Consider the following 22,591-nt stretch of genomic DNA (forward strand, 5'->3'; position numbering starts at 1 on the left):
TTCCGATGCCGGTCCAGGTGCAGTCGTTCTTCCACCGTGACAGCAATACCTTCAGCTACCTGGTCAGCGACCCGGCCAGCGGCGAGGCGGCGCTGATCGACCCGGTCCTAGACTACGACCCGGATACCGACGCCAGCAGCGAATCACCGCTGCGCGCGGCATTGCAGGCCATCGAGCAACAGGGCCTGCAGCTGCGCTGGCTGCTGGAGACGCATGCCCACGCCGACCATGTGTCGGCCGGGCGCCGGCTCAAGCAGCGCTTTCCGCAAGCCACGCTGGCCATCGGTGAGGGCATCCGCGCGGTGCAGGCGACCTTCGCGCCACGCTATGGCCTGCAGCTTCCAGGTGCAGATGAGATCTTCGATCACCTGTTCAGCGATGGCGAGACCTTTGCGCTTGGCGAACTGCGCGGCCAGGTGATCGCCGTGCCCGGCCACACCAGCGACAGCATCGCCTACCTGATCGGCGATGCGCTGTTCACCGGCGACTCGCTGTTCATGCCCGACGGCGGCACTGCCCGCTGCGACTTCCCGGGCGGTGATGCCGCACAGCTGTACCGCTCGATCCAGCGTCTGCTGGCGCTGCCCGATGCCACCCGCGTGTTCGTCTGCCACGACTACGGCCCAGGCGGCCGTGATTTCGCCAACGAAACCACCGTCGGCGAACAGCGCGCGCACAACATCCACGTGCATGACGGCGTGGCCGAGGCGGAGTTCGTCAGCGTGCGCCAGGCACGCGATGCCACGTTGGAAGAACCCAAGCTGATGCAACCGGCGGTGAAGGCCAACATCCAGGGCGGGGCCTGAGGTACGCCGGGCAGAGCCCGGCGCCATCGGTTTCCATCACGGACCGTGAGCGATCATTTTCCCTGCGTCCGCACCACATGCCGGCCCTTCACGATCTCGAAGGTGAAGGCGTACTGCAGGGTCACCGCCACCGGCTCGACCCGTTCGGCGCCGCGACAGTCGCCGCGGTTGGCAGGCACCTTGCCAGCCGCGAAGTGGCAGACCGCTGCGGACGAGTACTTCCACATCGCCACCGCCTCCTGAGCAGCTTGCAGCAGAGGCGCATTCTCGCGTGCAGCCCCTGCGGCGCAGTCCTGGCGATCGGTCAGCGGCATGCTGCGTTCGACGCTGCCCTGCGCATCAACCACCACCTGCAGGCAGATGGTGGTCGGCGCCAGTTCCGCGCGCGGGTCACGATCGCCGACCTCCGGGTCCGGTGCCGCGTACAGCTGTGGCATCCGGTAGCCCTCGGTCGCACCCAGCGAATACACCTGCAACTGTCCACTGCCACCGCCCGCCTGTGGCTGCAGGCGCTGATGGCCGACATTCTCACTGCGGGTATCCACCATGGTCAGCCGCTCCTGGCTCGCGCATCCTGCCAACAGCGCCACCGTCATGAGCAGCGGCGCACACTTCACTTCGCGTCCTCAGCGTCGTCCATGGCGAAGGTGATCGGAATCTTCACCGCCCCTGCAACCGGCTGGCCATGCTTGATCGCCGGCCGATAGGTCCAGCTGCGCGCCGCAGCAATCGAGACCGCATCAAACACACCCGGATTGGTAGCACTGAGCACCTGGACGTCAGTGGGATGGCCCTTGGCGTCCACTTCCACGCGCAGGTTCACCACGCCCACCTGGCGCTGCTCGACCGCAGACTTCGGATAGGACGGCGGTGGCATCTTGTCGACCTGGATCGGACGATCCAGTCCAGCCTTGGCCGCATCTTCTTCCGCAGTCGCGTACGGCTCGACACCGATCCTCGGACTCCCGGCCGTGCCGCCCTGGCTCGCCCACGCCACCGCTCCCATGCCCACGCACAACCCGACCACCAGCACCTGTCCGGACACCCACGGCAATGCCTTCCGCTTGGACTGCTTCAACATGGCAACACGCTCCTTCAACACGGGTTGGCTGCGCCAATGGCAGACCGCGGGCGCAACCGGATGGACCAGCTGCGCCTTCAGCAGCGTGCTGGCGTAGAGGCCGCGCAGCGCCGGCTGCGGGGCCATGGTGCGGGCGTCGCAGGCCAGTTCCTGGTCGCGCAGGAAGCGGCCCGCAGCCCACGGCAGGAGCGGGTGGAACCAGAACACCGCGCGCACCAGCAGCAGCGCCCCATTGGCCCAGTGATCGCCATTGCGCCGGTGGCTGTGCTCGTGCTGCAGGATCAGGCCCTGTTCCTGCGCAGTGAACTGCTGGTCGAAGTCGGGACCGACCACGATCCGTGGGCGCCACAGGCCAACCAGCGCGGGCAGGCCAGGATCGCCGCTGGCCTGCCAGCTGCCATCGGTGCGCGGCTTCAGTGGGCCCATGCATCGTTCGAAACGACGCTGTGCGCGCAGGTCGCGCAGCAGGCAGAGGCCCATGCCCAGCGCCCAGGCCAGCAGCAACAGTCCAGCCCCAGGCACCGACCCACCCGCTCCACCGTCGGTGGCCCCCGGCATCACTTTCAGCGGCAGCGTGGGTACCTGCTGCAACAACGCAACCTGTGGCAACGGCAGCATCAGTGCCACCAGCAGCATCGGCAGCAGCCACCAGCTGCGGTAGGCCAACCCAGCGCCCCCCATCCGCACCAGCAATGGCCGCAGCATCGCCAGCAGGACCACCCCCACTGCCAGCCACAGGCTGGCCTGCCACAGTCCGTCGAGCAGCTCAGTCATGGTCCAGCTCCTGGATAAGCTTCTTCAGTTCGGCGATGTCCTGCGCGCTCAACTGGCCGCGCTCGCTGAAGTGCGCCACCAACGGCGCCACGCGTCCTTCGAACACACGGCCAATGAAGTCCTGGCTCTGCGCCTCCACCCACGCCTGGCGCTGCAGCAGCGGCCGGTACAGGTAGCGTCGGCCATCGCGCTCGGCGGCGATCGCGCCCTTGGTCAGCAGGCGGTTGAGCAGGGTCTTGATGGTCGGCTCGGCCCAGTCACGATGGGCCAGCGCGGCCACTACCTCGTCGGCGCTACGCGGTGCCTGCTGCCACAGCACCTCCATCACAACGGCTTCGGCTTCGCTGACCGGGGTCATGGTTTACATCCGTAATCGACGTTTCGATTACGCGCGTAATCAAATCTCCTGTCAAGCCCCTCGACTCCGGGTTCATCCCGGCTGCGCGAGCATCGATTCCTCCCGCCCCAGGCATCGGATGAAGGCGCTGCCCAAGAAGGAGTTCCCGGTCGAGCAGGCCCGCCGCTTCCTCGAACCCGGCCCGATCGTGCTGGTCAGCACGGCGTGGCGCGGCCAGCGCAACCTGATGACGATGGGCTGGCACATGGTGATGGGCTTCTCGCCTTCACTGGTCGCCACCTACCTGTGGCACGAGAACTACAGCCACGCGTTGGCGCGCGGCAGCGGCGAGTGCGTAATCAATGTTCCCGGGATAGAGCTGCTCGATACCGTGGTGGACATCGGCAACTGCAGCGGCCGCGAGGTCGACAAGTTCGCGCGTTTCGGGCTCGACGCACTGCCCGCACGCGAGGTCGGTGCGCCGCTGGTCGGGCAATGCCATTCGTGCTTCGAATGCCGCCTCTACGACGACAGCCAGGTGGCAGCGAGCAATCTGTTCATCTGGGAAATCGTGCGCGCCCATGTTGCGCCCCGGCCGAAGCTGCCGCGCACGGTGCATTACCGCGGCGATGGGCAGTTCATGGTGTCCGGCGCGGAAGTCTCGCGTCGACGGCGGTTCAAGCCCGACATGCTGTAATGCCCGCACTCCCCACACGCAGGACCGCCGCGCATGACCGAACACCTCACCGACCTGGACGCCGCCGTCGACTGGTTGTTTGCGCGCGTGGACGGGCCGCTGCGGATCGGGGCACCGCTGGCACTGGGCAAGCCGCATCGGTTGCTCAATGCCCTCTACGCACGTGTCGAGCACGACCCTTCGCGGCCGCTGCAGCTGTATACCGCGTTGTCACTGAATCCACCGAAGGCGCGCGGCAACGGCCTGGAAGCACGCTTCATGGCCCCGTTCGCGCAGCGTCACTTCGGCGACGATTTCCCGCGCCTGGCCTATGCCGATGCGATCGCACGCGACGCGTTGCCAGCGCATGTGCAGGTGGAAGAGTTCTACATGCAGTCCGGCGCCCTGCTCGGTTCGCGCCAGGCGCAGTCCAGCTATACCAGCCTGAACTACACCCACGCCGCCGATGCGGTGGCGCAGCGCGCGCCGCAGGTGATCGTGCAGAAAGTGGCGATGCGGCCGGATGACCGTCGGCTTTCGCTGTCGTGCAACAACGACATCACCCAGGACACGCTGGATGCGATGACCGCTCGCGGGCTGCCGCGCCCGCTGCTGATCGCCGAAATCGATCCGCAGCTGCCCTACCTCGGCGGCACGGCCACGGTCGATGTGTCGTTCTTCGATCTGGTGATCACTCCGCCTCCGCCGTACCCGGCGCTGTTCGGGCTGCCGCGGCAGCCGGTCGGCGATGCCGACTACGCCATCGGCCTGTACGCCAGCACGCTGGTGCGCGACGGCGGCACCCTGCAGATCGGCATCGGCACGTTGGCTGATGCACTCAGCCATGCGCTGGTGCTGCGCCACACCGACAACGCGCGCTACCGCCGCGTGCTGCATGCGCTGGATCCGCAGCTGGCCAGCCATCCGCTGGTGCAGGAAATCGGTGGTGTGGACCCGTTCGAAGTGGGACTGTACGGCTGCAGCGAGATGCTCAACGAAGGCTTCCGCAGGCTGGTGCAGACCGGGGTGATCAAGCGCAAGGTGCACGACGACCTGGCGCTGATGCAGCGCATCGAGAATGGCAGCACGCTGTCGATCGACCACGCCACCCTGGCTGCCGAAGGCGAGTACCTCCACGGCGCGTTCTACCTGGGTTCGCCGGAATTCTACGAATGGCTGCGCACGCTGCCGGAAGACGAGTGCCGTGCGATCGGCATGCGCCGGATCAGCGAGATCAATCAGCTGTACGGTGGCAACGAGACGCTGGAACGCCTGCAGCGCCGGCACGCGCGCTTCTTCAACTCCTGCATGATGGCCACCGCGCTGGGCGCGGCGGTGTCGGACGCGCTGGACGATGGACGCGTGGTATCCGGTGTAGGCGGCCAGTACAACTTCGTGGCGATGGCACATGCGCTGCCGGAAGCCCGCAGCGTGCTGATGTTCCGCGCCGCGCGCGATGACAAGGGCCAGCGCGAATCGAACGTGCGTTGGAACTACGGCCACACCACCATTCCGCGCCACCTGCGCGACATCTACCTCAACGAATACGGCATCGCCGATCTGCGCGGCCTGACCGACGAGGACTGCGTGCATGCGATGACCGCGATCACCGAGGCCCCGTTCCAGGGCGGCCTGCTGCAGCAGGCACACGCTTCGCGCAAGCTGCTGGCGGCCACGCAACCGGATCCGCAGCGCCAGCAGCGCAACACGCCGCAGGCACTGGCGACGGCACTGGCCCCATTCCGCGCCGATGGCAGCCTGCCCGACTATCCACTGGGCAGCGATTTCAACGAGATCGAGCAGGTGCTGGTGAAGGCGCTGGGCTGGCTGAAGGCCAACACGCAGACCCGCGGCGACAAGCTGCGCACGGTCTGGGCAGCGCTGCGCCAACCCGCCGGCGATGGCGATGCGGTGTACCTGCAGCGCATGGGCCTGCAGGCGCCGAAGGATTTCGCAGAGCGCCTGGACGCGCGCCTGCTGCGGCTGGCGCTGGCACGCACCGCCTGAGAAAAGGGGACGGAGGGGGATCAAGTCGTTTGTGCACAAACGACTTGATCCCCTCCGTCCCTTTTTCTCATCCACGCATGGCGTGGATCTACCGCTCTATCCTCACTGCATCCTCAAGATACAGACGGGCAATCGGTGGATGCGCTCGATGCTCGACCTGCCACAGGTCGTATGCCGCCTGCATCGCCAGCCACATGCGGGCATTGCCCAGACCTGCAAGCTCAAGGCGGAATGCGAGTTCCGCGGAGATGCCGGCGTGCCCGTTGATGATCGTCGACAGCTGTCCGCGCGAGTAGCCAAGATGCTGCGCCAGCGCACTGATCGACATACGGATTGCTGGCAGGATGTCTTCGCGCAGCGATTCCCCGGGATGCGGCGGATCATGCAACGGCATCGGGCAGACTCCTAGTGGTAATCAAGATAATTGACCAATTCGACGTCGAGCCCACGAAAGCGGAACACCAGTCGCCAACTCGCCGAGACACTTACAGCCCAGTAGCCGCTATAGCTCCCGCGCAGTGGGTGCAAGCGATTTCCGGGCAGCCCCATGTCCCCAGGCACGCGGGCCTGATCCAGCTGCAGAAGCAAACGCCGCAACCGGGCCACATGATCGGCACGGACTCCGGAAATGTCGCCCCGCTCATAGAGCGCCTTCAGGCCCTTATGCCTGAAGCTGACGATCATGCGGCGCCAGTGTAAGGCATCACCTTACACCCCGCAAATCCACCATGGGTTTCTGCGCCGCTCTTCTTGTCCATGACCACTTCTGAGGGTCCCTCGGCAGGTCCTTCTTTTTCGCAAGGAATGCAGCTCAGATGAAGAGGCCAACGCGACACTGGTGCCGCCGGGTGGAGCATTCCGGGCAAAGGAAAAGGGGACGGAGGGGATTAAGTCGCATGTGCACAAACGACTTAATCCCCTCCGTCCCCTTTTTCTCTACTCAGGAGAACGAGAAAGGCCGGCTTGCGCCGGCCTTTCCTTTGTTGCGCCGAGAGGAGGCTTACAGCGCCTTGGCGGCTTCCACCACGTGGGCAGTGGTGATGCCGAAGTGCTTGTACAGCTGGTCGGCCGGGGCCGAGGCACCGAAGGTGTCGATACCGATCACCGCACCGTCCAGGCCAACGAACTGGCGCCAGAAACCGGTGACGCCGGCTTCCACGGCCACGCGCTTGCGCACGGCGTTCGGCAGCACCGATTCACGGTAGGCCGCATCCTGTCGCAGGAACACGTCGGTGGACGGCATCGAGACCACGCGGGTCTTGATACCGGCCGCGTCCAGCTGGGCCTTGGCTTCGGTGGCCAGCGAGACTTCCGAACCGGTGGCGATCAGGATCACGTCCGGGGTGCCGGCGGCATCGGCCAGCACGTAGCCACCGCGCTCGATCTGGGCGATCTGCTCGGCGTTGCGCGGCTGGTGCGGCAGGTTCTGGCGGCTGAACACCAGGCAGCTCGGGCCGTCCTGGCGGGTGATCGCGGCCTTCCAGCTCACCGCCGACTCGACCGCATCGCACGGACGCCACACGTCGTTGTTCGGGATGTAGCGCAGCGAGGCCAGGTGCTCCACCGGCTGGTGGGTCGGGCCGTCTTCGCCCAGGCCGATCGAGTCGTGGGTGTACACGTGGATGGCGTGGGCCGGGATCAGGGCGCTCATGCGCACGCCATTGCGGGCGTAATCGCTGAACACCAGGAAGGTGGCGTCGAACGGAATGAAACCACCGTGCAGGGCCAGGCCATTGGCAATCGCGGTCATGCCGAACTCGCGCACGCCGTAGTACACGTAGTTGGCGTTGGCGTCGTCGCTGGCGACCGACTCGCCGCCCTTCCACAGGGTCAGGTTGGAATGCGCCAGGTCGGCCGAGCCGCCGACGATTTCCGGCAGCAGCGGGGCATAAGCTTCGATGGCCAGCTGCGAGGCCTTGCGCGAGGCGATCGTCGGGCCTTCAGCGGCCACCTGGGCGATGTAGGCATCGGCCTTGGCAACAAAGTCGGCCGGCAGCTCGCCGTGCGAACGGCGGGTCAGCTCGGACGCTTCAGCCGGGTACTGGCTGGCGTACTTGTCGAACAGTTGTTCCCACTCGGCCTGGCGCAGGGTGCCGGCGCCATTGGCGCGCCAGCCATCGTAGATCGCCTGCGGGATCTCGAACGGACCGTATTCCCAGCCCAGCTGCTTGCGGGTGGCTTCCAGCTCGTCCTTGCCCAGCGGTGCGCCGTGGCTGGATTCCTTGCCCGCCTTGTTCGGCGAACCAAAACCAATGGTGGTGCGGCAGCAGATCAGGGTCGGCTTGTCGCTCTGCGACAGCGCGGCCTCGATGCCGGCCTTGATGCTTTCCGGGTCGTGGCCATCGACGTCGCGGACCACGTTCCAGCCGTAGGCCTCGAAACGCTCCGGGGTGTTGTCGGTGAACCAGCCCTCGACGTTGCCGTCGATGGAGATGTGGTTGTTGTCCCAGAAGCAGACCAGCTTGTGCAGGCCCCAGGTGCCAGCCAGCGAGGCCGCTTCATGCGACACGCCTTCCATCAGGCAGCCATCGCCCATGAACACCCAGGTGCGGTGGTCGACCACTTCCAGCTCCGGGCGGTTGAAGCGCTGTGCCAGCAGCTTCTCGGCCAGAGCGAAGCCCACGGCGTTGGCGAAACCCTGGCCCAGCGGGCCCGTGGTGGTTTCCACGCCCGGGGTCTCGTGGCGTTCCGGGTGACCGGCGGTGTGGCTGCCCAGCTGGCGGAACAGCTTCAGCTGCTCGATCGGCAGGTCGTAACCGCTCAGGTGCAGCAGCGCGTACTGCAGCATCGAACCGTGGCCGTTGGACAGCACGAAACGGTCGCGGTTGAACCAGTGCGGATTGCTCGGGTTATGGCGGAGATAGTCGTTCCAGAGGACTTCGGCGATGTCGGCCATGCCCATGGGCATGCCGGGGTGGCCGGACTTTGCGGTTTCAACCGCATCGGCGGCAAGGAAGCGGATGGCGTTGGCCAACTGGCGACGGGTAGGCTGCGTCATGGTTCTGTCGGAATCGGGAGGCGGCCGCGGACGTGCGGGCGGCCTATTGTCCCATAGTCGCCGGGCGGGGGGTCGGTTCACCTTGCCTGGTCGTGCCGGTCGCTGGCCGGCACTTCATGATCTCCGCCGGATTCCGCATGTGAAAAGGGGTCAGAGCCCTTTCCCTGCGGAAAGGAATCCGACCCCGATCAGGTCGCCAGCAGTGGTTCCGGACTCAGTCCTGCTGCGGGCCCAGCGCCGGGCCGTCGTGGGACTCGCCCTTGGCCACCAGCGTGGTCAGGGCCAGGTCGCCGGTCACGTTCAGCGCGGTGCGGCACATGTCCAGGAAGTGGTTCACGCCCAGGATCAGGCCGATGCCCAGCGGGTTCACGCCGACCATCGCGCAGATCATCGCCACCACCGGCAGCGAGCCCGACGGCACACCGGCGGTACCGATGCCACCGAGGATGCAGACTGCCATCACCATGAACTGCTGGCCGATGCTCAGGTCCACGCCGAAGAACTGGGCCAGGAAGATCACCGTCACGCCCTCGAACAGCGCGGTGCCGTTCTGGTTGGCGGTGGCGCCCACGGTCAGCACGAAGCGCGACACGCGCTGCGGCAGGCCCATCTGGTCGGCCACGCGCAGTGCGGTCGGCAGGGTGGCATTGCTGGAGGCGGTGGAGAACGCCATCACCGTCGCTTCCTGGGTATCGCGGAAGAACGACAGCGGCGAGCGACCGGACAGCCACACCGCGGTACCGTAGGTCACGATCATGTGCAGGCCCAGCGCCAGCACCACCACGCCCACGTAGGCACCGAGGCGGATGATCAGCTCGAAGCCGAACAGTGCAGCCAGGTTGAACATGAAGCAGGCCACCGCATACGGGGCCAGGCGGATGACCAGGTTGATCAGGGTCATCGAGATTTCGAACACGCCTTCGATGGCGCGGCGCAGCGGGGCGACCTTCTCGTTGTCGGTCAGCACCATGCCGATGCCGAACATCAGCGCGAAGAACATCAGCGACAGGATCGCGCCGTTGTCCGAGGCCGCCTGCAGCACGTTGCTCGGCACGATCGACAGCAACATGTCCATGCCCTTCGGCGTGCCATGGATGCCCGCGACGATCTCCTTGCTGCGCTCGGCGTTCTCCGACAGCATCATCGCGGCGACCTGCGGGTCGACACCGGCGCCCGGCTTGAGCACGTTGACCAGCACCAGGCCGATGCCCACCGCGATGCCGGACAGCAGCACGGTGTAGGCCAGCGTCTTCCAGCCGATGCGGCCGAGGGCGCGGATGTCGCCCATCTCCGACACGCCCATGATCAGCGCCGAGAAGATCAGCGGCACGATCAGCATGAAGATCAGGTTGAGGAACAGGCCCGACGCCGGGGTGGTGACGTAGTCCATTACCCACTTGGCACCGGCCTGCAGACCATCGACGCTGCCGCCCAGGGCGTGCACGATCAGTCCCAGGACCAGGCCGATCGCAAAGCCGATGCCCATCTTCCAATGCAGGGGCAACTTCTTCTTGTCGGCAGCAGCTGCTGTCATACGCGGGTTTCCTCGAAAAATGAATGCACTCTAACAAAGCGCGCAAGCGGCGCCGGTTCAGGTTCGCCGCGGTGGATACAGCGGCGCCAGGCCAGTGTCGGCGGTGCCTGCGGCCGCCGACCAGTGCGGTCCGTCACGGAAGACCTCGCGCAGGCGCGCACGCAGCGGCGCCAGATCACCCTGCCCGCCCCAGCGTGCCTGCTGCAGGTCCTGCAGCACCTGGCGCTGGGCTGCATCCCCAAGCCGCGCGATGACCTGCTCGATGCGTTCAACGCCGGCCATCGCACACAGCTGTGCTTCCACCTGGTCGAAGCCCTCGCCATCCAGCGCGCGGCGCAGTTCGGCCAAGCCGGCACGCCCGCTCGCCACAGTCGGCACAGAGGGTTTGCCGGCTGCAGGTGCCGCCGTACGCGGGCGGCGACCGCGCTGCCAGCCCCACAGCAGGGTCAGCAGCCACAGCAACGCCAGGCCGATGGCCGCCGCCATCCACGGCCACGGACGCTCGGACAGGCCGCTGGCACGCGGATCGGTCGCCGCGATGCGGCTGTCCTGGCCATCGGCGCCCGGCAGCGCGGCGTCGGTGTCGATCGGTGGCAACGGTGGCGGTGAGGCAGTGCCAGTACCCGTGCCGGCCGCGACGGCAAGCGTCAGGTCCGGCAGCTTCGCCTCCTGCGCCTTGCCGTTACGCACATCCCACCAGGGCAGGCGCGGCCCCGGCACCACCAGCGCGCCCGGCTGGCGCGGCACGATCGAATAGCGGCGGGTGATCTTCAGGCGCGGCGTGCTGCCGTTGAAGGTCTCTTCGTACTGTGCCGGTTCGGCGAACACCTGCGCATTGGCGCCGACATCCGGCACCGGCAGGTCGGTGAACTGCGCACGCGTCGCGCCTTCGGCAACCGCTTCGACCACCACGTTGGCCGCCTCACCGGTGCGGGCACTGGTCGGCGCACTGGTGTAGCGCAGCTGCAGGCTCTGCAGGGGCAGCCACGGCTGCGGGGCCTGCGCCGGCTGTGCCTGCACCTGCAGCGTGCGGTCGGCGCTGGTGGCATTCATGCGACCGTCGCCACCGCCGAAGAAATCATCGAAGAAGCCACCGGCGCTGCGGCCACTGAAACGCGCACCGGCCAGCTTCAACGCGCCACTGCGCTCGGGGATCAGCAGGAAACGCCGTTCGACCACGTTGTAGCGGCGCCCGTTGACCTGGCGCACATCGGTGCGGTCGTCGCCCACGCGCTGCAACGACGCGCCCGCCGGGGTATCCAGCACCAGTTCGCCGGAGGCAAGCTGCGAGGCGAAGTACAGGCGCACCACCACGCCCACGCTCTGCTGCACATACGGCGTATCGTCATCGACAACGGTTTCGATGAAGGCCATCGCATTGCTGTCGGGCCCCGCCACGGCGGCCGCATCGACCTGCAGCGTCAGCGGCGCGGTGCGCACACTGCCCACCTGCAGGCCCGGCACCACCAGCGCACCACTGCGCCGTGGCGTCAGCGCCACGCCATACAGGTTGCGCTGCTGCATGCTGCCATTGCTCCACTCCACCTGGCGGCTGCTGGTCTGCCCGCTCAGATCGAAGTCGGTACGCAATGGCGTGAAATCCGGCGCGCCCTGATCGCTCTCGACATTGAGGGTCACCGTATCGCCCATCGCGATGCGGTCGCGGTCCAGCCACGCGCGCGGCTGCGCCCAAGCGAGGAGCGGCAGCCACAGCAGCAGTGCCGCCAGTACCTGTAGTGGCCAGCGCCCGTGCATCTTGATCGCCCGCGTCATCGCCCTTCCCTCTTCCTGCGTTCGTTTTCCAGCTGGAACTTGGCCCGCAGCAATGCGCCCGGATCATCCGGCACACGTCGCATCCACGCCTCCACGGCCTGTTGCTCCTCGCGCTGGCGCGGGGTGGCGCCCTCGCTGCCTGGCACGGGCTTGCCCTCCTGCTCGCCCTTGCCCTCACGTGCCTGCTGCATTGCCTGCTGCATGCGCTGGCGCTGCTGCTCATCGGCCTGCGCCTGCGCCTTGGCATCCTCCACCTGTGGCGGTGCCTGCTGGCCATCGCGGCCACGCTCGCCAGGCTGAGGCTTCGACTGCGCGTTGTTGTCACCCGCCTTGGGCGGGTCCTGCGGGCCCGACGACGGCTGGCCCTGGCTGGGATTCTGCTGGCCCTGCTGCGGCTGCCCCTGTGGGTTCTGCTGGCGCTGCGGGCTCTGTGGTTGCTTCTGCTGCCCGTTCTGCGGCGGCTTCTGCTGATCCTGGCCCTGGCCGCCACCGGATTGCTTGCGCTTGCGTGCGGCATCGACCACGGCACGGTTGGCCACCGCATCGGCCATGCCCGGATGCAGTGCCAGCGCACGGTCGTAGGCAGCAATCGCGTCGTCGTAGTTGCCTTCGCGTGCCAGTGTGTTGGCCAGGTTGTACCAACCGGCATCGTTGTCGATGCCTTCGAACTGTTTGCGTGCAGTGGCGAAGTCGCCCTTGCGGTAAGCCTGAACCCCCTCGGCCAGGCGCTGGTGCTGCACCTGGTCGCTTCGCTTCCACAGCGTGCCCTGCACCGGCTGCGAGGCAGGCGTCGCAGGGGCCTGCGCCTGCGCGTCATTCATCCATGGCAGCAGGCCGACCGCGAGCACCGCGGCCAGCACCGCGCGACGACGGAAGGCCAGCAATGCCAGCAGCATCACCGGCGGCAGCAGCCAGAAGCCTTCGTCACGCCACTGCTTGCCTTCGCCCGGCCGCTGCGCCGCCGTGCCTTCGCGCGCGTCGAGTACACCGAGCGCACGAAGATCACTGTCATCGGCGGAGATGCGTGCATAGCGGCCGCCACCTGCAGTGGCTACCGCACGCAGGCTGCCCTCATCCAGCGCAGCCTGGCGGATCTGCCCACTGCCATCGCGGTAGGCCGCACCGGCAGGCGTGCCCAGTCCCAGCACCGACACCTGCAAGCCCAGGCCGCGCGCCTGTGCCGCCGCCAGTGCAGCTTCGCTATCCGCCTGATCGCTGACCAGCAGGATCTGCCCCTGCAGCGCACCGATCTGCCGCATCAAGCGTGTTGCCCAGTCGATGCCGCGGTCGGCACGCTGGCCATCGCGCGGCATCACGTCCGGCGACAGCGCATCCAGATACAGCGCGACGTTGCTGCCGTCGTCGGTCAGCGGTGCCACCGTGTAGGCATCATCGGCATACACCACCAGCCCCACCTGCCCGCCCTGGCGCGCGCGCAGCAGCTCGCCCACTTTCGCCCGCGCCTGCAGCAGGCGCGACGGTGGCAGATCGGTTGCGGTGATCCGGCTGGACAGGTCCAGCACCACCAGCAACGGTGCGCTGGCCTGGAACATCGGCTGTGCCTGCTGGCGCCAGCTCGGCCCGGCCATGGCCAGCGACGCCAGTGTCCAGCCGAGCAGCAACACCCAGGGCAAACGTGCCCGCCGCCTTGCACCGGCGGCCAGCAGGTGCGGCAACAGGTGCGCGTCCACCGCCTGCCGCCACACATCACTGCGCCGTTGCCGGTACAGCGCCAACGCGATGATCAGTGGCAGCGCCAGCAGTGCCCACAACCACTCGGGCCGCAGGAAGTGCAGCGCGTTCCAATCGGGAAGATTCGAAGCAAACGCGATCATCGGCGACGCTCCGGCCACAGCCATGCCAATGCGCCCAGCAGCAATGCCAGGCCCAACGGCCACGCATAGCGTTCCTCGCGCGGGCGCAGGCTCGGGCCCTTTGCGGCCACTGGCTCCAGGCGATCGAGCTCGGCATAGATGCCGGCCAGCTGCGCGGTGTCCCGCGCACGGAAGAACTGGCCACCGGTCATGCTGGCGATCTTCTTCAGGGTGGCCTCATCGACCGGATCCTGGTCGGTGGAAATCGGAATGCCGAACAACCGCATGCTGCCATCGCCGCCAAACGCGACCGTGTGGATGCGCACGCCCTCGGCGCGCGCCACTTCCGCAGCGCGCAACGGCTCCAGCACACCGGCATTGCTGACACCATCGGTCAACAGGATCAATACGCGCTGCCCCTCCGGCTGGCTGCGCAGGCGCTTCACTGCCAGGCCGATGGCATCACCGATGGCGGTCTCGCGCCCGGCCAGGCCGACCACGCTGTCGCGCAGCTGGTCGCGCACGCTGGCCAAGTCTGCGGTCAGCGGCGTGAGCGTGTAGGCGCGGTCGCCGAAGATCAGCAGGCCGACGCGGTCGCCGGCACGACGATCAAGGAAGTCGGCCAGCACGGCCTTGGCCGCGGTGAGGCGATCGACCGCCTGGCCGCCCAGCACCATGTCGCCCTCGCCCATGCTGCCGGACACATCCATCGCCAGCATCATCTGCCGCCCCTGCTGCGGCGGCGTGATCGCTTCGCCCAGCTGCTGCGGTCGCGACAGCGCGATGCACAGTGCACACCAGCCCAGCCACAGCAGCAACGTGCGCAGCCACGACACGTCAACACGGCCGCCACCAGACAGCGCTTCCAGTTCGGCAGCCGCATAAGGCACACGCAGTGCGGCGCCCGGTTCTGCACGGCGCTTCCACCAATGCATCAGCAGCGGCAACGGCAGCGCCAGCAAAGCCAGCGGCCATGCCAGCTGCAGGTCCGGCCATGGCCAATAGGTCGTCCACAGGTTCATCGACGACGCTCCAGCAGCATCGCCAGATAGCGTTCGCGGGCCCAGCTGCGCACAGCGGCCACGTCGTTGCTGTCGACGTGCGGGCGATAGGCGCCTTCGGCAAGCAGACTGCGGCGCGCATCGGGCAAGGTGCCCTGCGGGTCCAGGCGTTGCCACCAGGCATCATCGCGCAACGATTCGCTGCCCGGCTTCGCATGGCGTGCGGCACGGCGCAGCAGCCCCGCAATGGCCGCCAGTTCGGCCGCGGCGTCGCTGGTAGTTGCCAGTTCCTGATCGAATTGCTGCAACCAGTGCTGGCGACGGCGGCGACGTCGCCACATCACCACGGCGATCACCAGCAGCACCAGCACGACCACCGCGCCGATCATCAGGTAACCGGGGGCTGGCGGCCACCATGACGGTGCCGGCGGCAGCTGCACATCGCGCAACGGCAGAGCGGCGCTCATGCCGGCACCTCAGTCGGCGACGGCGCCAGCCAGGCGTCGCTGGGCGCATCGGAGGACAGCACCTGCACATCGACACGGCGTGCGCCGAGCTGGCGTCGCAGTTCCTGCAGCGGCTCGACGAAGTGTGCCTGCCAATGTGCCTGCACCTCGCTGCGACGCAGGTCGAGACCGATACGCTGCTGTGCGGTCTGGAACTGCAGCGCCGCCGAGGGGGGATGCAGCTCCAGCGGATCGACCAGCAGCACCAGGCTGAGGTCGTGATGCTGGGCCAGTGCGCTCCAGCGCGCCGGTGCAATGCGGATGGCCTGCTGCGGATCGGCCAGTACCAGCATGCGTGCCCCCGGGCGCAGCACGCGACCGGCATGATCCAGCGCGCGCTCCAGGCCCAGATCGTCGGCTGGCGGCTGTGCGTACCAGCGGGTCAGCGCGTCGAGCACGCGCAGCACGCCGCGTGGACCACCTGCGGGGGCGATCGGCGCTTCGCGGTCGCTGCCACGCAGCGCACCCACACGATCGCCACGGCGCTGCGCCGACCACGCGGCGACAGCACCCGCGCGTGCGGCCTGCACCGATTTGAAGCGCACGCGGGTACCGAAGTACAGCGCCGGCGACGTGTCGGCCACGATCAGGCTGACCCGCTCGCGTTCGGCCTGGAACAGTTTGGTGTGGGCCCGGCCAGTGCGTGCGGTCACGCGCCAGTCGATGTGGCGCGCGTCGTCGCCGGCCACGTACTCGCGCGACTCGGCGTACTCCATGCCGCGGCCGCGCAGCGGGGACGGCGCCTGCCCTGCATTGCCGGTGCGTCCACGTCGCGGCGGCGGTGGCCGCTGCGCCAGCCGGCGCAGCGCGACCAGTTCGGCCAGCTGCGGGCGCAGCCCGTCACCTTCGAGCGCAGACGGTGCGTGTTCCAGGGATGGATCGGTCATGCGCAGGCTCAGGGTGCCGGCACCCGGGCCAGCAGCTCCTGCACCAGGCGCTCGCCGTCCCAGCCCTCGGCGGTGGCTTCATAGCTGGGCAGCACGCGATGGCGCAGTACGTCGGCGGCCACCGCACGCACATCATCGGGGGTGACGAAGTCGCGGCCGGCCAGCCAGGCGCGCGCACGTGCGCAGCGTTCCAGTGCGATGGAGCCACGCGGGCTGGCCCCCCAGGCGATGCGACGGCCGAGGCCGGCGTCGTAGCGCGATGGATCGCGCGAGGCCAGCACCAGTTCGATCAGGTAGCGCTCCAGCGCCGGCGCCATGTGCAGGTCCAGCACTTCGCGGCGGGCGTCGAACACGTCCTGCATCGGCATCTTTTCGGGCGCCGGCGCGGCCTCGCCCAACGCGCCACGGGCGCGCTCGCGGGCCAGCCGCAGGATTTCCGATTCGGCCGCCTGGTCCGGGTACCCGATGCGCACATGCATCAGGAAGCGGTCCAGCTGCGCTTCCGGCAGCGGGAAGGTGCCTTCCTGCTCGATCGGGTTCTGCGTGGCCATCACCAGGAACAGCGGCGGCAGCGCATAGGTATGGCGGCCAACGGTGACCTGGCGCTCGCCCATGGCTTCCAGCAGCGCCGACTGCACCTTGGCCGGCGCGCGGTTGATCTCGTCGGCCAGCAGGATCGGGTGGAAGATCGGGCCGGGCACGAACTCGAAGCGGCCCTCCTGCGGGCGCCAGATCTCGGTGCCGGTCAGATCGGCCGGCAGCAGGTCCGGGGTGAACTGCACGCGGGCAAAGTCCGCTTCCAGGCGCGAGGCCAGTGCACGGATCGCCGTGGTCTTGGCCAGGCCCGGCGCGCCCTCCACCAGCAGGTGGCCGTCGGCCAGCAGCGCGATCAGCAGGCGTTCGACCAGTGCCGCCTGGCCGACGATCTCGGCCGACAACGCATCGCGCAACTGGGTGAACGCCGCATGCAGGCGGGAGGTTGCCGGCGCGGGCGGCGGCGAGACAGTTTCGGGCATCGGCGGTGGCAGGTTCATGGGGGCCTTTGACCGGCGCAGGACGGCACGGGTTCCCGACATCATCGCAGGGTGCCTTGCGATTGGCATCAAGAACGGCTGAACGGCCCATCCACGCATGGCGTGGATCTACTTGTGGAAACGAAGAAGGGCCGCGCATGGCGGCCCTTCTTCGTTTCGCGGGTGGCGCGGGCTCAGTTCTGCTTGGCCACGCGCAGCACCTTCGGGGTGACGAACACCAGCAGCTCGGCCTTGTCCTTGTTGCGGCCGCGCTTCTTGAACAGGTTGCCCAGGAAGGGCACGTCGCCCAGGAACGGCACCTTGCTGATGCTGTTGCGATCGGTGAACTCGTAGACGCCACCGATCACCACGGTCTGCCCATCCTCGACCAGCACCGCGGTGTTGACTTCGCGGCGGTTGATCGACGGCACGGTGCCGTAGCCTTCCAGCTGGATCAACTGGTCGACTTCGTCCTTCTTCACCTGCATGTTGAGGAACACGCGGTTGTCGTTGGTGATGGTCGGGGTGACCTTCAGCTCCAGCACCACTTCCTTGAACTGCACGTTCGGCGTCGCCACGCCGCCAGCGGTACCACCGCTGATGGTGACATAGCCGATTTCCTTGCCCTGCTTGATCATCGCTTCGCGCTGATTGGTGGTGACCACGCGCGGGTTGGAGATCACCTCGCCTCGCGACTCCTGCTGCATGGCCGAAAGCTCCACGTCCAGCAGGTAACCGGCATTGAGGATCGACAGTGCCAGCGAACCCGGGTTGCTGGCGGCGGCCACCGGCAGGTTCCAGTTCAGGCCACGGGTGATCGCCGAGCCGGATTTCACCGGCGGCGGGCCGACCCGGCCACCGGCTTCCCAGTCACGCTCGGCCTTGGCATTGGCCAGGTCGGTCGTGACCTGCGACTCGCGGGTCTTGGCATTGGCATCCAGGCTGCCGCTGAAGTACACGTTGTCACGGCTGCCGCTGACACCGAACTTCGCGCCCAGCTCACGGGCGAAGGTATCGGTGGCGATGACGATGCGGCTTTCGATCAGCACCTGGTCGACCGGGCGGTCGATCACGTTGATCAGCTCGCGCATGCGCGCGATCTTCTTCGGGATGTCGCTGATCATCAGCGTGTTGGTGCGCTCGTCGGCCACGATGCGGCCGCGCGAGGACAGGAAGCCACTGTCTTCCTGCGAGGAGGAACCACCACCACCACCGCCGCCACCACCACCGCCACTGCCGCCGATGCCCTTGGCCTCGGTCAGCGCTTTGAAGATCTGCGTGGCGCTGTGGTAGTTGATCTGGATGTAGTCGGTCTGCAGGTCTTCGCGGTTCTCGATGGCGATGCGCGCGTCTTCCTTCTCCTGCTCGAACTTGGCCAGTTCAGCCTGCGGAGCCACCCAGATCACGCTGCCGTCGCGACGCTTGTCCAGGCCCTTTGCGCGCAGGACGATGTCCAGCGCCTGGTCCCACGGCACATTGACCAGGCGCAGGGTCACATTGCCCTGCACCGAGTCGGACGCAACCACGTTCAGGTTGGACTCCTCGGCGATCAACTGCAGCACGGTGCGCACCGGCACGTCCTGGAAGTTGAAGGTCACCGGCTTGCCGGTGAAGCCGCGCTGGCCGACGGCCTTGGCCGCCTGGGTAACGCTGCCGGCGGTGACCGCGCCGACGGCGGCCTGGGCCTGCCGCGGGCTGATCTCGACCACGTACTCGTTGCCGCTCTGGTAGGCCAGCGATTCCACCGCGCCACCAGTGCTCAGCACCAGCTGGGTGCCGGCACCGGACGGCTTGGCGTCGATGCGCTGCACCGGCGTGGCGAAGTCGGTGACGTTCATCGGCTTCTGCAGGTTGGCCGGCAGTCGGGCATTGCCGACGTCGACCACCACGCTGTTGCCCTGCGTGCGCAGGTCAGGGATCGCGCCCTGCCCGTCGAACTGCACGATCAGGCGCCCGGCACCGTCATCGCCACGCTTGAAATCGATCTTGGCCACCGACAGGCCAGCCGGCGCGGCGGCCGGTGCCACGGTGGCGCCCACCGGCTTTTCCGCCGGTGCGGCAGCCAGCGCCGGAGCGCAGGCCAGCATCAGCGCGACTCCCAGCGCGCTGACACGGTTCAAGGTAGAGCGCCGGATGGGACGCAGCCCCTTGGCTTGGTGAAAGGTCATCGTGCTATCCCCAGTAAACGATCATTGATCTTCAAGCGAGAGCGTTGCCGGCCGTTCCAACCAGCCACCCGCGCCATCCGGCACCAGTTCAATCAGCTCCACGCGGTCTTCGAAGACCGCCGTGACCCGCCCGTCGCTCTGCCCCAGGTAACCACCCGGGCGAACCCGGTAGGTGACCTTGTCCGGCCCCATCACCAGCGCCACGGTGCCTGCACCGGTGCCGATGGTGCCGACCATGTCCAGCGCATCCAGCGGGAAGCCTTCCAACGGCTCCTTGCGCCGGTTCGGGTCCGGTCGCAATCCGCCATTCCCCTGCTGCGGATTGGTCCAGGCATCGGTGAACGGATCGCGCATGCCCTGCGCGGAGTATTCAAAGGTCTCGAACTGCTGCATCACCGGCAGCGGCTCCAGCGGCTGCGCCGGTCGCGCACGCTCGCCTTCCACCCACTTCTCAAGGTTAGGTGCGTCGCCAGGCGTGCTGGTCACGCCACGGCCGCAACCGGCCAGCAGCAGCACAGCCAGCACCATCGCACCACGTACGGTCTGCGCGCGCATCACTTCTTGCCCTCCTTGCCAGCGTCGGCCGCCTGCTGCGCCTGCACCTCGGTCTCGTCCAGGTAGCGGTAGGTCTTGACCGTACCGGACAGTTCCAGTGCACCGCTGCGGACGTTGCCGCCGGTCTTTTCCTTGGGCTTGAGGTTGATGTCATGCATGGTCAGGATCACCACCCGCGGCAACGAGGCCACGCCACTGACGAACGCGCCGAACTGGTGGTAACTGCCCACCATGCGCAGCTTGATCGGCTTCTCGGCGTAGAACTCCTTGATCTGCTCCTGCTCCGGCTCGAACAGCTCGTTGGTCAGGCCGCTGGACAGCGCGGTCTGCGAGATGTCGATGATCAGGTCGGGCATTTCGGTCTTGCTCGGCAGCTGCCGCAGCATCTGCTGCAGCACCTGCTCCATCTGCGCCAGCTGCTGCTTCAGCGGCCCCAGGTTCACCGCGCGTTCCTGCTGCTTGGTGAACTCGGTGCGCAGCTCGACTTCCTTCGATTCCAGGCCGGCCAGTTCCTCGCGCTTGCCGCTGATCAGCAGCATCCACGCCACGAACATGATGACCAGTGCCAGCAACGAGCAGAAGACGATCTTGGCCTTCTGCGGCCAGTTGCCGATGTCGTTGAAATCCAGGTTCTTGATGTCGATCTTCTGGCTCATGCGCGGTCCCCCTGCAGCAGCGCATTGAAGGCCTGCGGCGGCTGCGCCAAGCGGCTGCCCTCAGGCTTCGGGGCAGGTGCCGGGGCCGGCGCGGCGGCCGGTGCGGCCGGCTGGTTGGGCTTGGCCGGAGTGGTCGGAGTGGCCGACGGTGCAGCGGCCGGTGCGGCGGGAGCCGCTGCCGGCTGGCCCGCTGCCGGAGCCGCAGGCGTCGCGGTATCCGGACCTGCGGCCAACGGAGCCACCGGTGCCGGAGCAGCCGTCGCCACCGAGCCATCGGCGTTCAGGCCCGGCGTCGCCGAAACCTCTTCGCTCTGTGCCGGCAGCTTCACCTTGACCACGAACACGTAGGGCAGCGCCTTGATGTCGGCCAGCGGGCCGGCCTTGCCGTCCTTGTCCTTCTCCGGGTCACGCGCTTCGATGATCGACAGCTCCGGGTTGGTCATCCAGCCGGAGGTCTCAAGGTTGCGCATGTAGGCCGAAACGCGGGCGTTGGACTGGGTGCGGCCTTCCAGCGTCAGCACATCCCCTTCCTGCTTCAGCGCAGTCAGCACCACGCCGTCGGGGATGGTGCGCACCAGCGCGTCGAACAGGTGGACCATCTGCGAGCGCTTGGCCTGCAGTTCCTCGATCACCTTCTTGCGGGCCAGCAGGCGTTCCTTCTGCGCGTCGAGACGATCGATCTCCTTGTTCTGTTCCTTGACCTTCTCGATCTCGGCTTCCAGATAGGCGTTGCGGTCCATCTGGCCGCTCACCTGGCGGTCGTAATAGAACCAGATCATCAGCGACAGCAGCAGGCCACCGACAGCGGCCATGCCCAGCATTGCGTAGAACTCGCGCTGGCGTTGCTTGCGCCGCTCGGCGCGCCAGGGCAATAGATTGATGCGTGCCATCAGTCGAAGCTCCTCAGCGCCAGACCGGTCGCGATCATCAGCGCGGGGGCATCCTGGGCCAACGCATGCGCGTTCACCTTCGGCCCCAGGGTCATCTGCGCCAGCGGGTTGGCGACCACGGTCGGCACGCCCAGCTGTTCCTCGACCATCTCCGGCAGGCCACCGAGCACGGCGCAGCCGCCGGCCAGCACGATGTGATCGACGCGGTTGAATTCGCTGCCTGCATAGAAGAACTGCAGCAGGCGGCTGATCTGCTGGACCGTGGCTTCCTTGAACGGCTCCAGCACTTCCATCTCGTAGCTTTCCGGCAGGCCGCCCTGGCGCTTGGCCAGCCCGGCTTCCTCGTAGCTCAGGCCGTAGCGGCGCATGATCTCGTCGGTCAGCTGCTTGCCACCGAACACCTGCTCACGGCTGTAGAGGCTACGGCCGCCGCGCAGGACATTGAGGGTGGTCATGGTGGCGCCGATGTCGACCAGCGCGACCACGCCGTCGATGGACACCGGCAGCTCGCTGGCGACCAGAGCGTAGGCGTTCTCGACCGCGAAGGCCTCCACGTCCATCACCTTGGCCTGCAGGCCACCGAGTTCCAGCGCGGACTGGCGCAGCTCGACATTCTCCGAACGCGACGCGGCCAGCAGCACCTGGACCATCTCCGGGTTGTTCGGGATCGACCCGATCACCTCGAAGTCCAGGTTCACTTCCTCGATCGGATACGGAATGTAGTTGACCGCTTCCAGCTCGATCTGGGCTTCCATGTCGTTTTCGTCGAGATCGGCCGGCATCGGGATCACCTTGGTGATCACCGCCGACCCCGCGACGGCGGCAGCGGCCAACTTGGCCTTGCTGCCTGAACGGTTCATCGCCCGGCGGATGGCCTCACCCACGGCCTCCACTTCAACGATGTTCTTCTCCACCACCGCATTCGGCGGAAGAGGTTCCACAGCGTAATGTTCCACGCGGAAACGATTGCCGCTGCGGGACAGCTGCAAAAGCTTTACCGCAGTCGAACTGATGTCGACGCCAACAAGCGGCGACTGACTTTTTGGGATGAGCCCCACGGTTTCTCCCCTGCCGACGGGCACTTGGACGCAAGAGCTGCGTCCGCGCATTAATAA

21 protein-coding genes are annotated in these 22,591 nt (G+C 67.3%); 3 read left to right on the plus strand and 18 right to left on the minus strand.

Annotated elements, in window-relative coordinates; genetic code table 11:
• Positions 1–5: 5 nt before the first annotated feature.
• Positions 6–806 (plus strand): MBL fold metallo-hydrolase, encoded by an 801-nt coding sequence (locus ACXI0D_RS04300; RefSeq protein ID WP_049442701.1) that lies wholly within the window; start codon positions 6–8, stop codon positions 804–806.
• Between the two features lie 53 nt (positions 807–859).
• On the opposite strand, the gene ACXI0D_RS04305 is transcribed toward ACXI0D_RS04300, so the two are convergent.
• Genes ACXI0D_RS04305 through ACXI0D_RS04315 form a run of 3 tightly spaced genes read right to left on the minus strand, consistent with a single transcriptional unit; the run spans position 860 to position 3,019 of the window.
• Complete coding sequence (locus ACXI0D_RS04305; protein ID WP_049442702.1) at positions 860–1,423, minus strand: hypothetical protein; 564 nt, start codon at positions 1,421–1,423, stop codon at positions 860–862.
• Positions 1,420–2,661: a M56 family metallopeptidase gene (locus ACXI0D_RS04310; protein WP_049442703.1), complete on the minus strand. Its 1,242-nt coding sequence runs from the start codon at positions 2,659–2,661 to the stop codon at positions 1,420–1,422. The genes ACXI0D_RS04305 and ACXI0D_RS04310 overlap by 4 nt, the downstream gene beginning before the upstream one ends.
• Positions 2,654–3,019, minus strand: coding sequence for a BlaI/MecI/CopY family transcriptional regulator (locus ACXI0D_RS04315; RefSeq protein WP_479642349.1), 366 nt, complete (start codon positions 3,017–3,019; stop codon positions 2,654–2,656). The genes ACXI0D_RS04310 and ACXI0D_RS04315 overlap by 8 nt, the downstream gene beginning before the upstream one ends.
• Positions 3,020–3,137: 118 nt before the next feature.
• Here ACXI0D_RS04315 and ACXI0D_RS04320 point away from each other — a divergent pair, with 118 nt between their 5' ends.
• Together ACXI0D_RS04320 and ACXI0D_RS04325 are read left to right on the plus strand one after the other, a co-directional pair.
• The gene (locus tag ACXI0D_RS04320; protein WP_049442704.1) at positions 3,138–3,695 is read left to right on the plus strand and encodes a flavin reductase family protein; all 558 of its coding nucleotides are present in this window, start codon (positions 3,138–3,140) and stop codon (positions 3,693–3,695) included.
• Positions 3,696–3,728: 33 nt separating this feature from the next.
• Positions 3,729–5,681: an acetyl-CoA hydrolase/transferase C-terminal domain-containing protein gene (locus ACXI0D_RS04325; protein WP_049442705.1), complete on the plus strand. Its 1,953-nt coding sequence runs from the start codon at positions 3,729–3,731 to the stop codon at positions 5,679–5,681.
• A gap of 88 nt (positions 5,682–5,769) precedes the next feature.
• On the opposite strand, the gene ACXI0D_RS04330 is transcribed toward ACXI0D_RS04325, so the two are convergent.
• The 15 genes from ACXI0D_RS04330 to ACXI0D_RS04400 all read right to left on the minus strand — a co-directional run bounded on the left by ACXI0D_RS04330 (position 5,770) and on the right by ACXI0D_RS04400 (position 22,534).
• Positions 5,770–6,075, minus strand: coding sequence for a HigA family addiction module antitoxin (locus ACXI0D_RS04330; RefSeq protein WP_049442706.1), 306 nt, complete (start codon positions 6,073–6,075; stop codon positions 5,770–5,772).
• 11 nt (positions 6,076–6,086) lie between these two features.
• Positions 6,087–6,365 carry a type II toxin-antitoxin system RelE/ParE family toxin gene (locus tag ACXI0D_RS04335; RefSeq protein ID WP_049442707.1) on the minus strand — a complete coding sequence of 93 codons (279 nt, stop codon included), beginning with the start codon at positions 6,363–6,365 and terminating at the stop codon, positions 6,087–6,089.
• A gap of 316 nt (positions 6,366–6,681) precedes the next feature.
• Positions 6,682–8,679, minus strand: a complete 1,998-nt coding sequence (gene tkt, locus ACXI0D_RS04340; protein WP_479642350.1) for a transketolase — start codon at positions 8,677–8,679, stop codon at positions 6,682–6,684.
• 214 nt (positions 8,680–8,893) lie between these two features.
• A complete protein-coding gene (locus ACXI0D_RS04345) occupies positions 8,894–10,213 on the minus strand; it encodes a dicarboxylate/amino acid:cation symporter (protein ID WP_119006726.1) in 1,320 nt (439 codons plus the stop codon).
• Between the two features lie 57 nt (positions 10,214–10,270).
• The gene (locus ACXI0D_RS04350) at positions 10,271–11,986 is read right to left on the minus strand and encodes a BatD family protein (RefSeq protein ID WP_049442710.1); all 1,716 of its coding nucleotides are present in this window, start codon (positions 11,984–11,986) and stop codon (positions 10,271–10,273) included.
• Positions 11,983–13,821 (minus strand): VWA domain-containing protein, encoded by a 1,839-nt coding sequence (locus tag ACXI0D_RS04355; protein WP_049442761.1) that lies wholly within the window; start codon positions 13,819–13,821, stop codon positions 11,983–11,985. The genes ACXI0D_RS04350 and ACXI0D_RS04355 overlap by 4 nt, the downstream gene beginning before the upstream one ends.
• Entirely contained in the window at positions 13,818–14,822 is a 1,005-nt protein-coding gene (locus ACXI0D_RS04360; protein WP_049442711.1) for a vWA domain-containing protein, read from the minus strand. The genes ACXI0D_RS04355 and ACXI0D_RS04360 overlap by 4 nt, the downstream gene beginning before the upstream one ends.
• Positions 14,819–15,268 (minus strand): DUF4381 family protein, encoded by a 450-nt coding sequence (locus ACXI0D_RS04365; protein ID WP_049442712.1) that lies wholly within the window; start codon positions 15,266–15,268, stop codon positions 14,819–14,821. The genes ACXI0D_RS04360 and ACXI0D_RS04365 overlap by 4 nt, the downstream gene beginning before the upstream one ends.
• A complete protein-coding gene (locus tag ACXI0D_RS04370; RefSeq protein WP_119006727.1) occupies positions 15,265–16,194 on the minus strand; it encodes a DUF58 domain-containing protein in 930 nt (309 codons plus the stop codon). Before ACXI0D_RS04370 ends, ACXI0D_RS04365 begins: the two co-directional genes overlap by 4 nt.
• 8 nt (positions 16,195–16,202) lie before the next feature.
• Entirely contained in the window at positions 16,203–17,228 is a 1,026-nt protein-coding gene (locus ACXI0D_RS04375; protein WP_049442714.1) for an AAA family ATPase, read from the minus strand.
• Positions 17,229–17,401: 173 nt separating this feature from the next.
• Complete coding sequence (locus tag ACXI0D_RS04380) at positions 17,402–19,375, minus strand: type IV pilus secretin PilQ (protein ID WP_479642351.1); 1,974 nt, start codon at positions 19,373–19,375, stop codon at positions 17,402–17,404.
• A gap of 21 nt (positions 19,376–19,396) precedes the next feature.
• Positions 19,397–19,930 (minus strand): pilus assembly protein PilP, encoded by a 534-nt coding sequence (locus tag ACXI0D_RS04385; RefSeq protein WP_005418914.1) that lies wholly within the window; start codon positions 19,928–19,930, stop codon positions 19,397–19,399.
• Complete coding sequence (locus tag ACXI0D_RS04390) at positions 19,930–20,586, minus strand: type IV pilus inner membrane component PilO (protein WP_005418916.1); 657 nt, start codon at positions 20,584–20,586, stop codon at positions 19,930–19,932. Before ACXI0D_RS04390 ends, ACXI0D_RS04385 begins: the two co-directional genes overlap by 1 nt.
• Positions 20,583–21,476, minus strand: a complete 894-nt coding sequence (locus ACXI0D_RS04395; RefSeq protein ID WP_049442716.1) for a PilN domain-containing protein — start codon at positions 21,474–21,476, stop codon at positions 20,583–20,585. Before ACXI0D_RS04395 ends, ACXI0D_RS04390 begins: the two co-directional genes overlap by 4 nt.
• Positions 21,476–22,534, minus strand: a complete 1,059-nt coding sequence (locus ACXI0D_RS04400) for a pilus assembly protein PilM (protein WP_014038321.1) — start codon at positions 22,532–22,534, stop codon at positions 21,476–21,478. The genes ACXI0D_RS04395 and ACXI0D_RS04400 overlap by 1 nt, the downstream gene beginning before the upstream one ends.
• Positions 22,535–22,591 lie beyond the last annotated feature (57 nt).

It is taken from the genome of Stenotrophomonas sp. C9D9 (genome assembly GCF_056491205.1).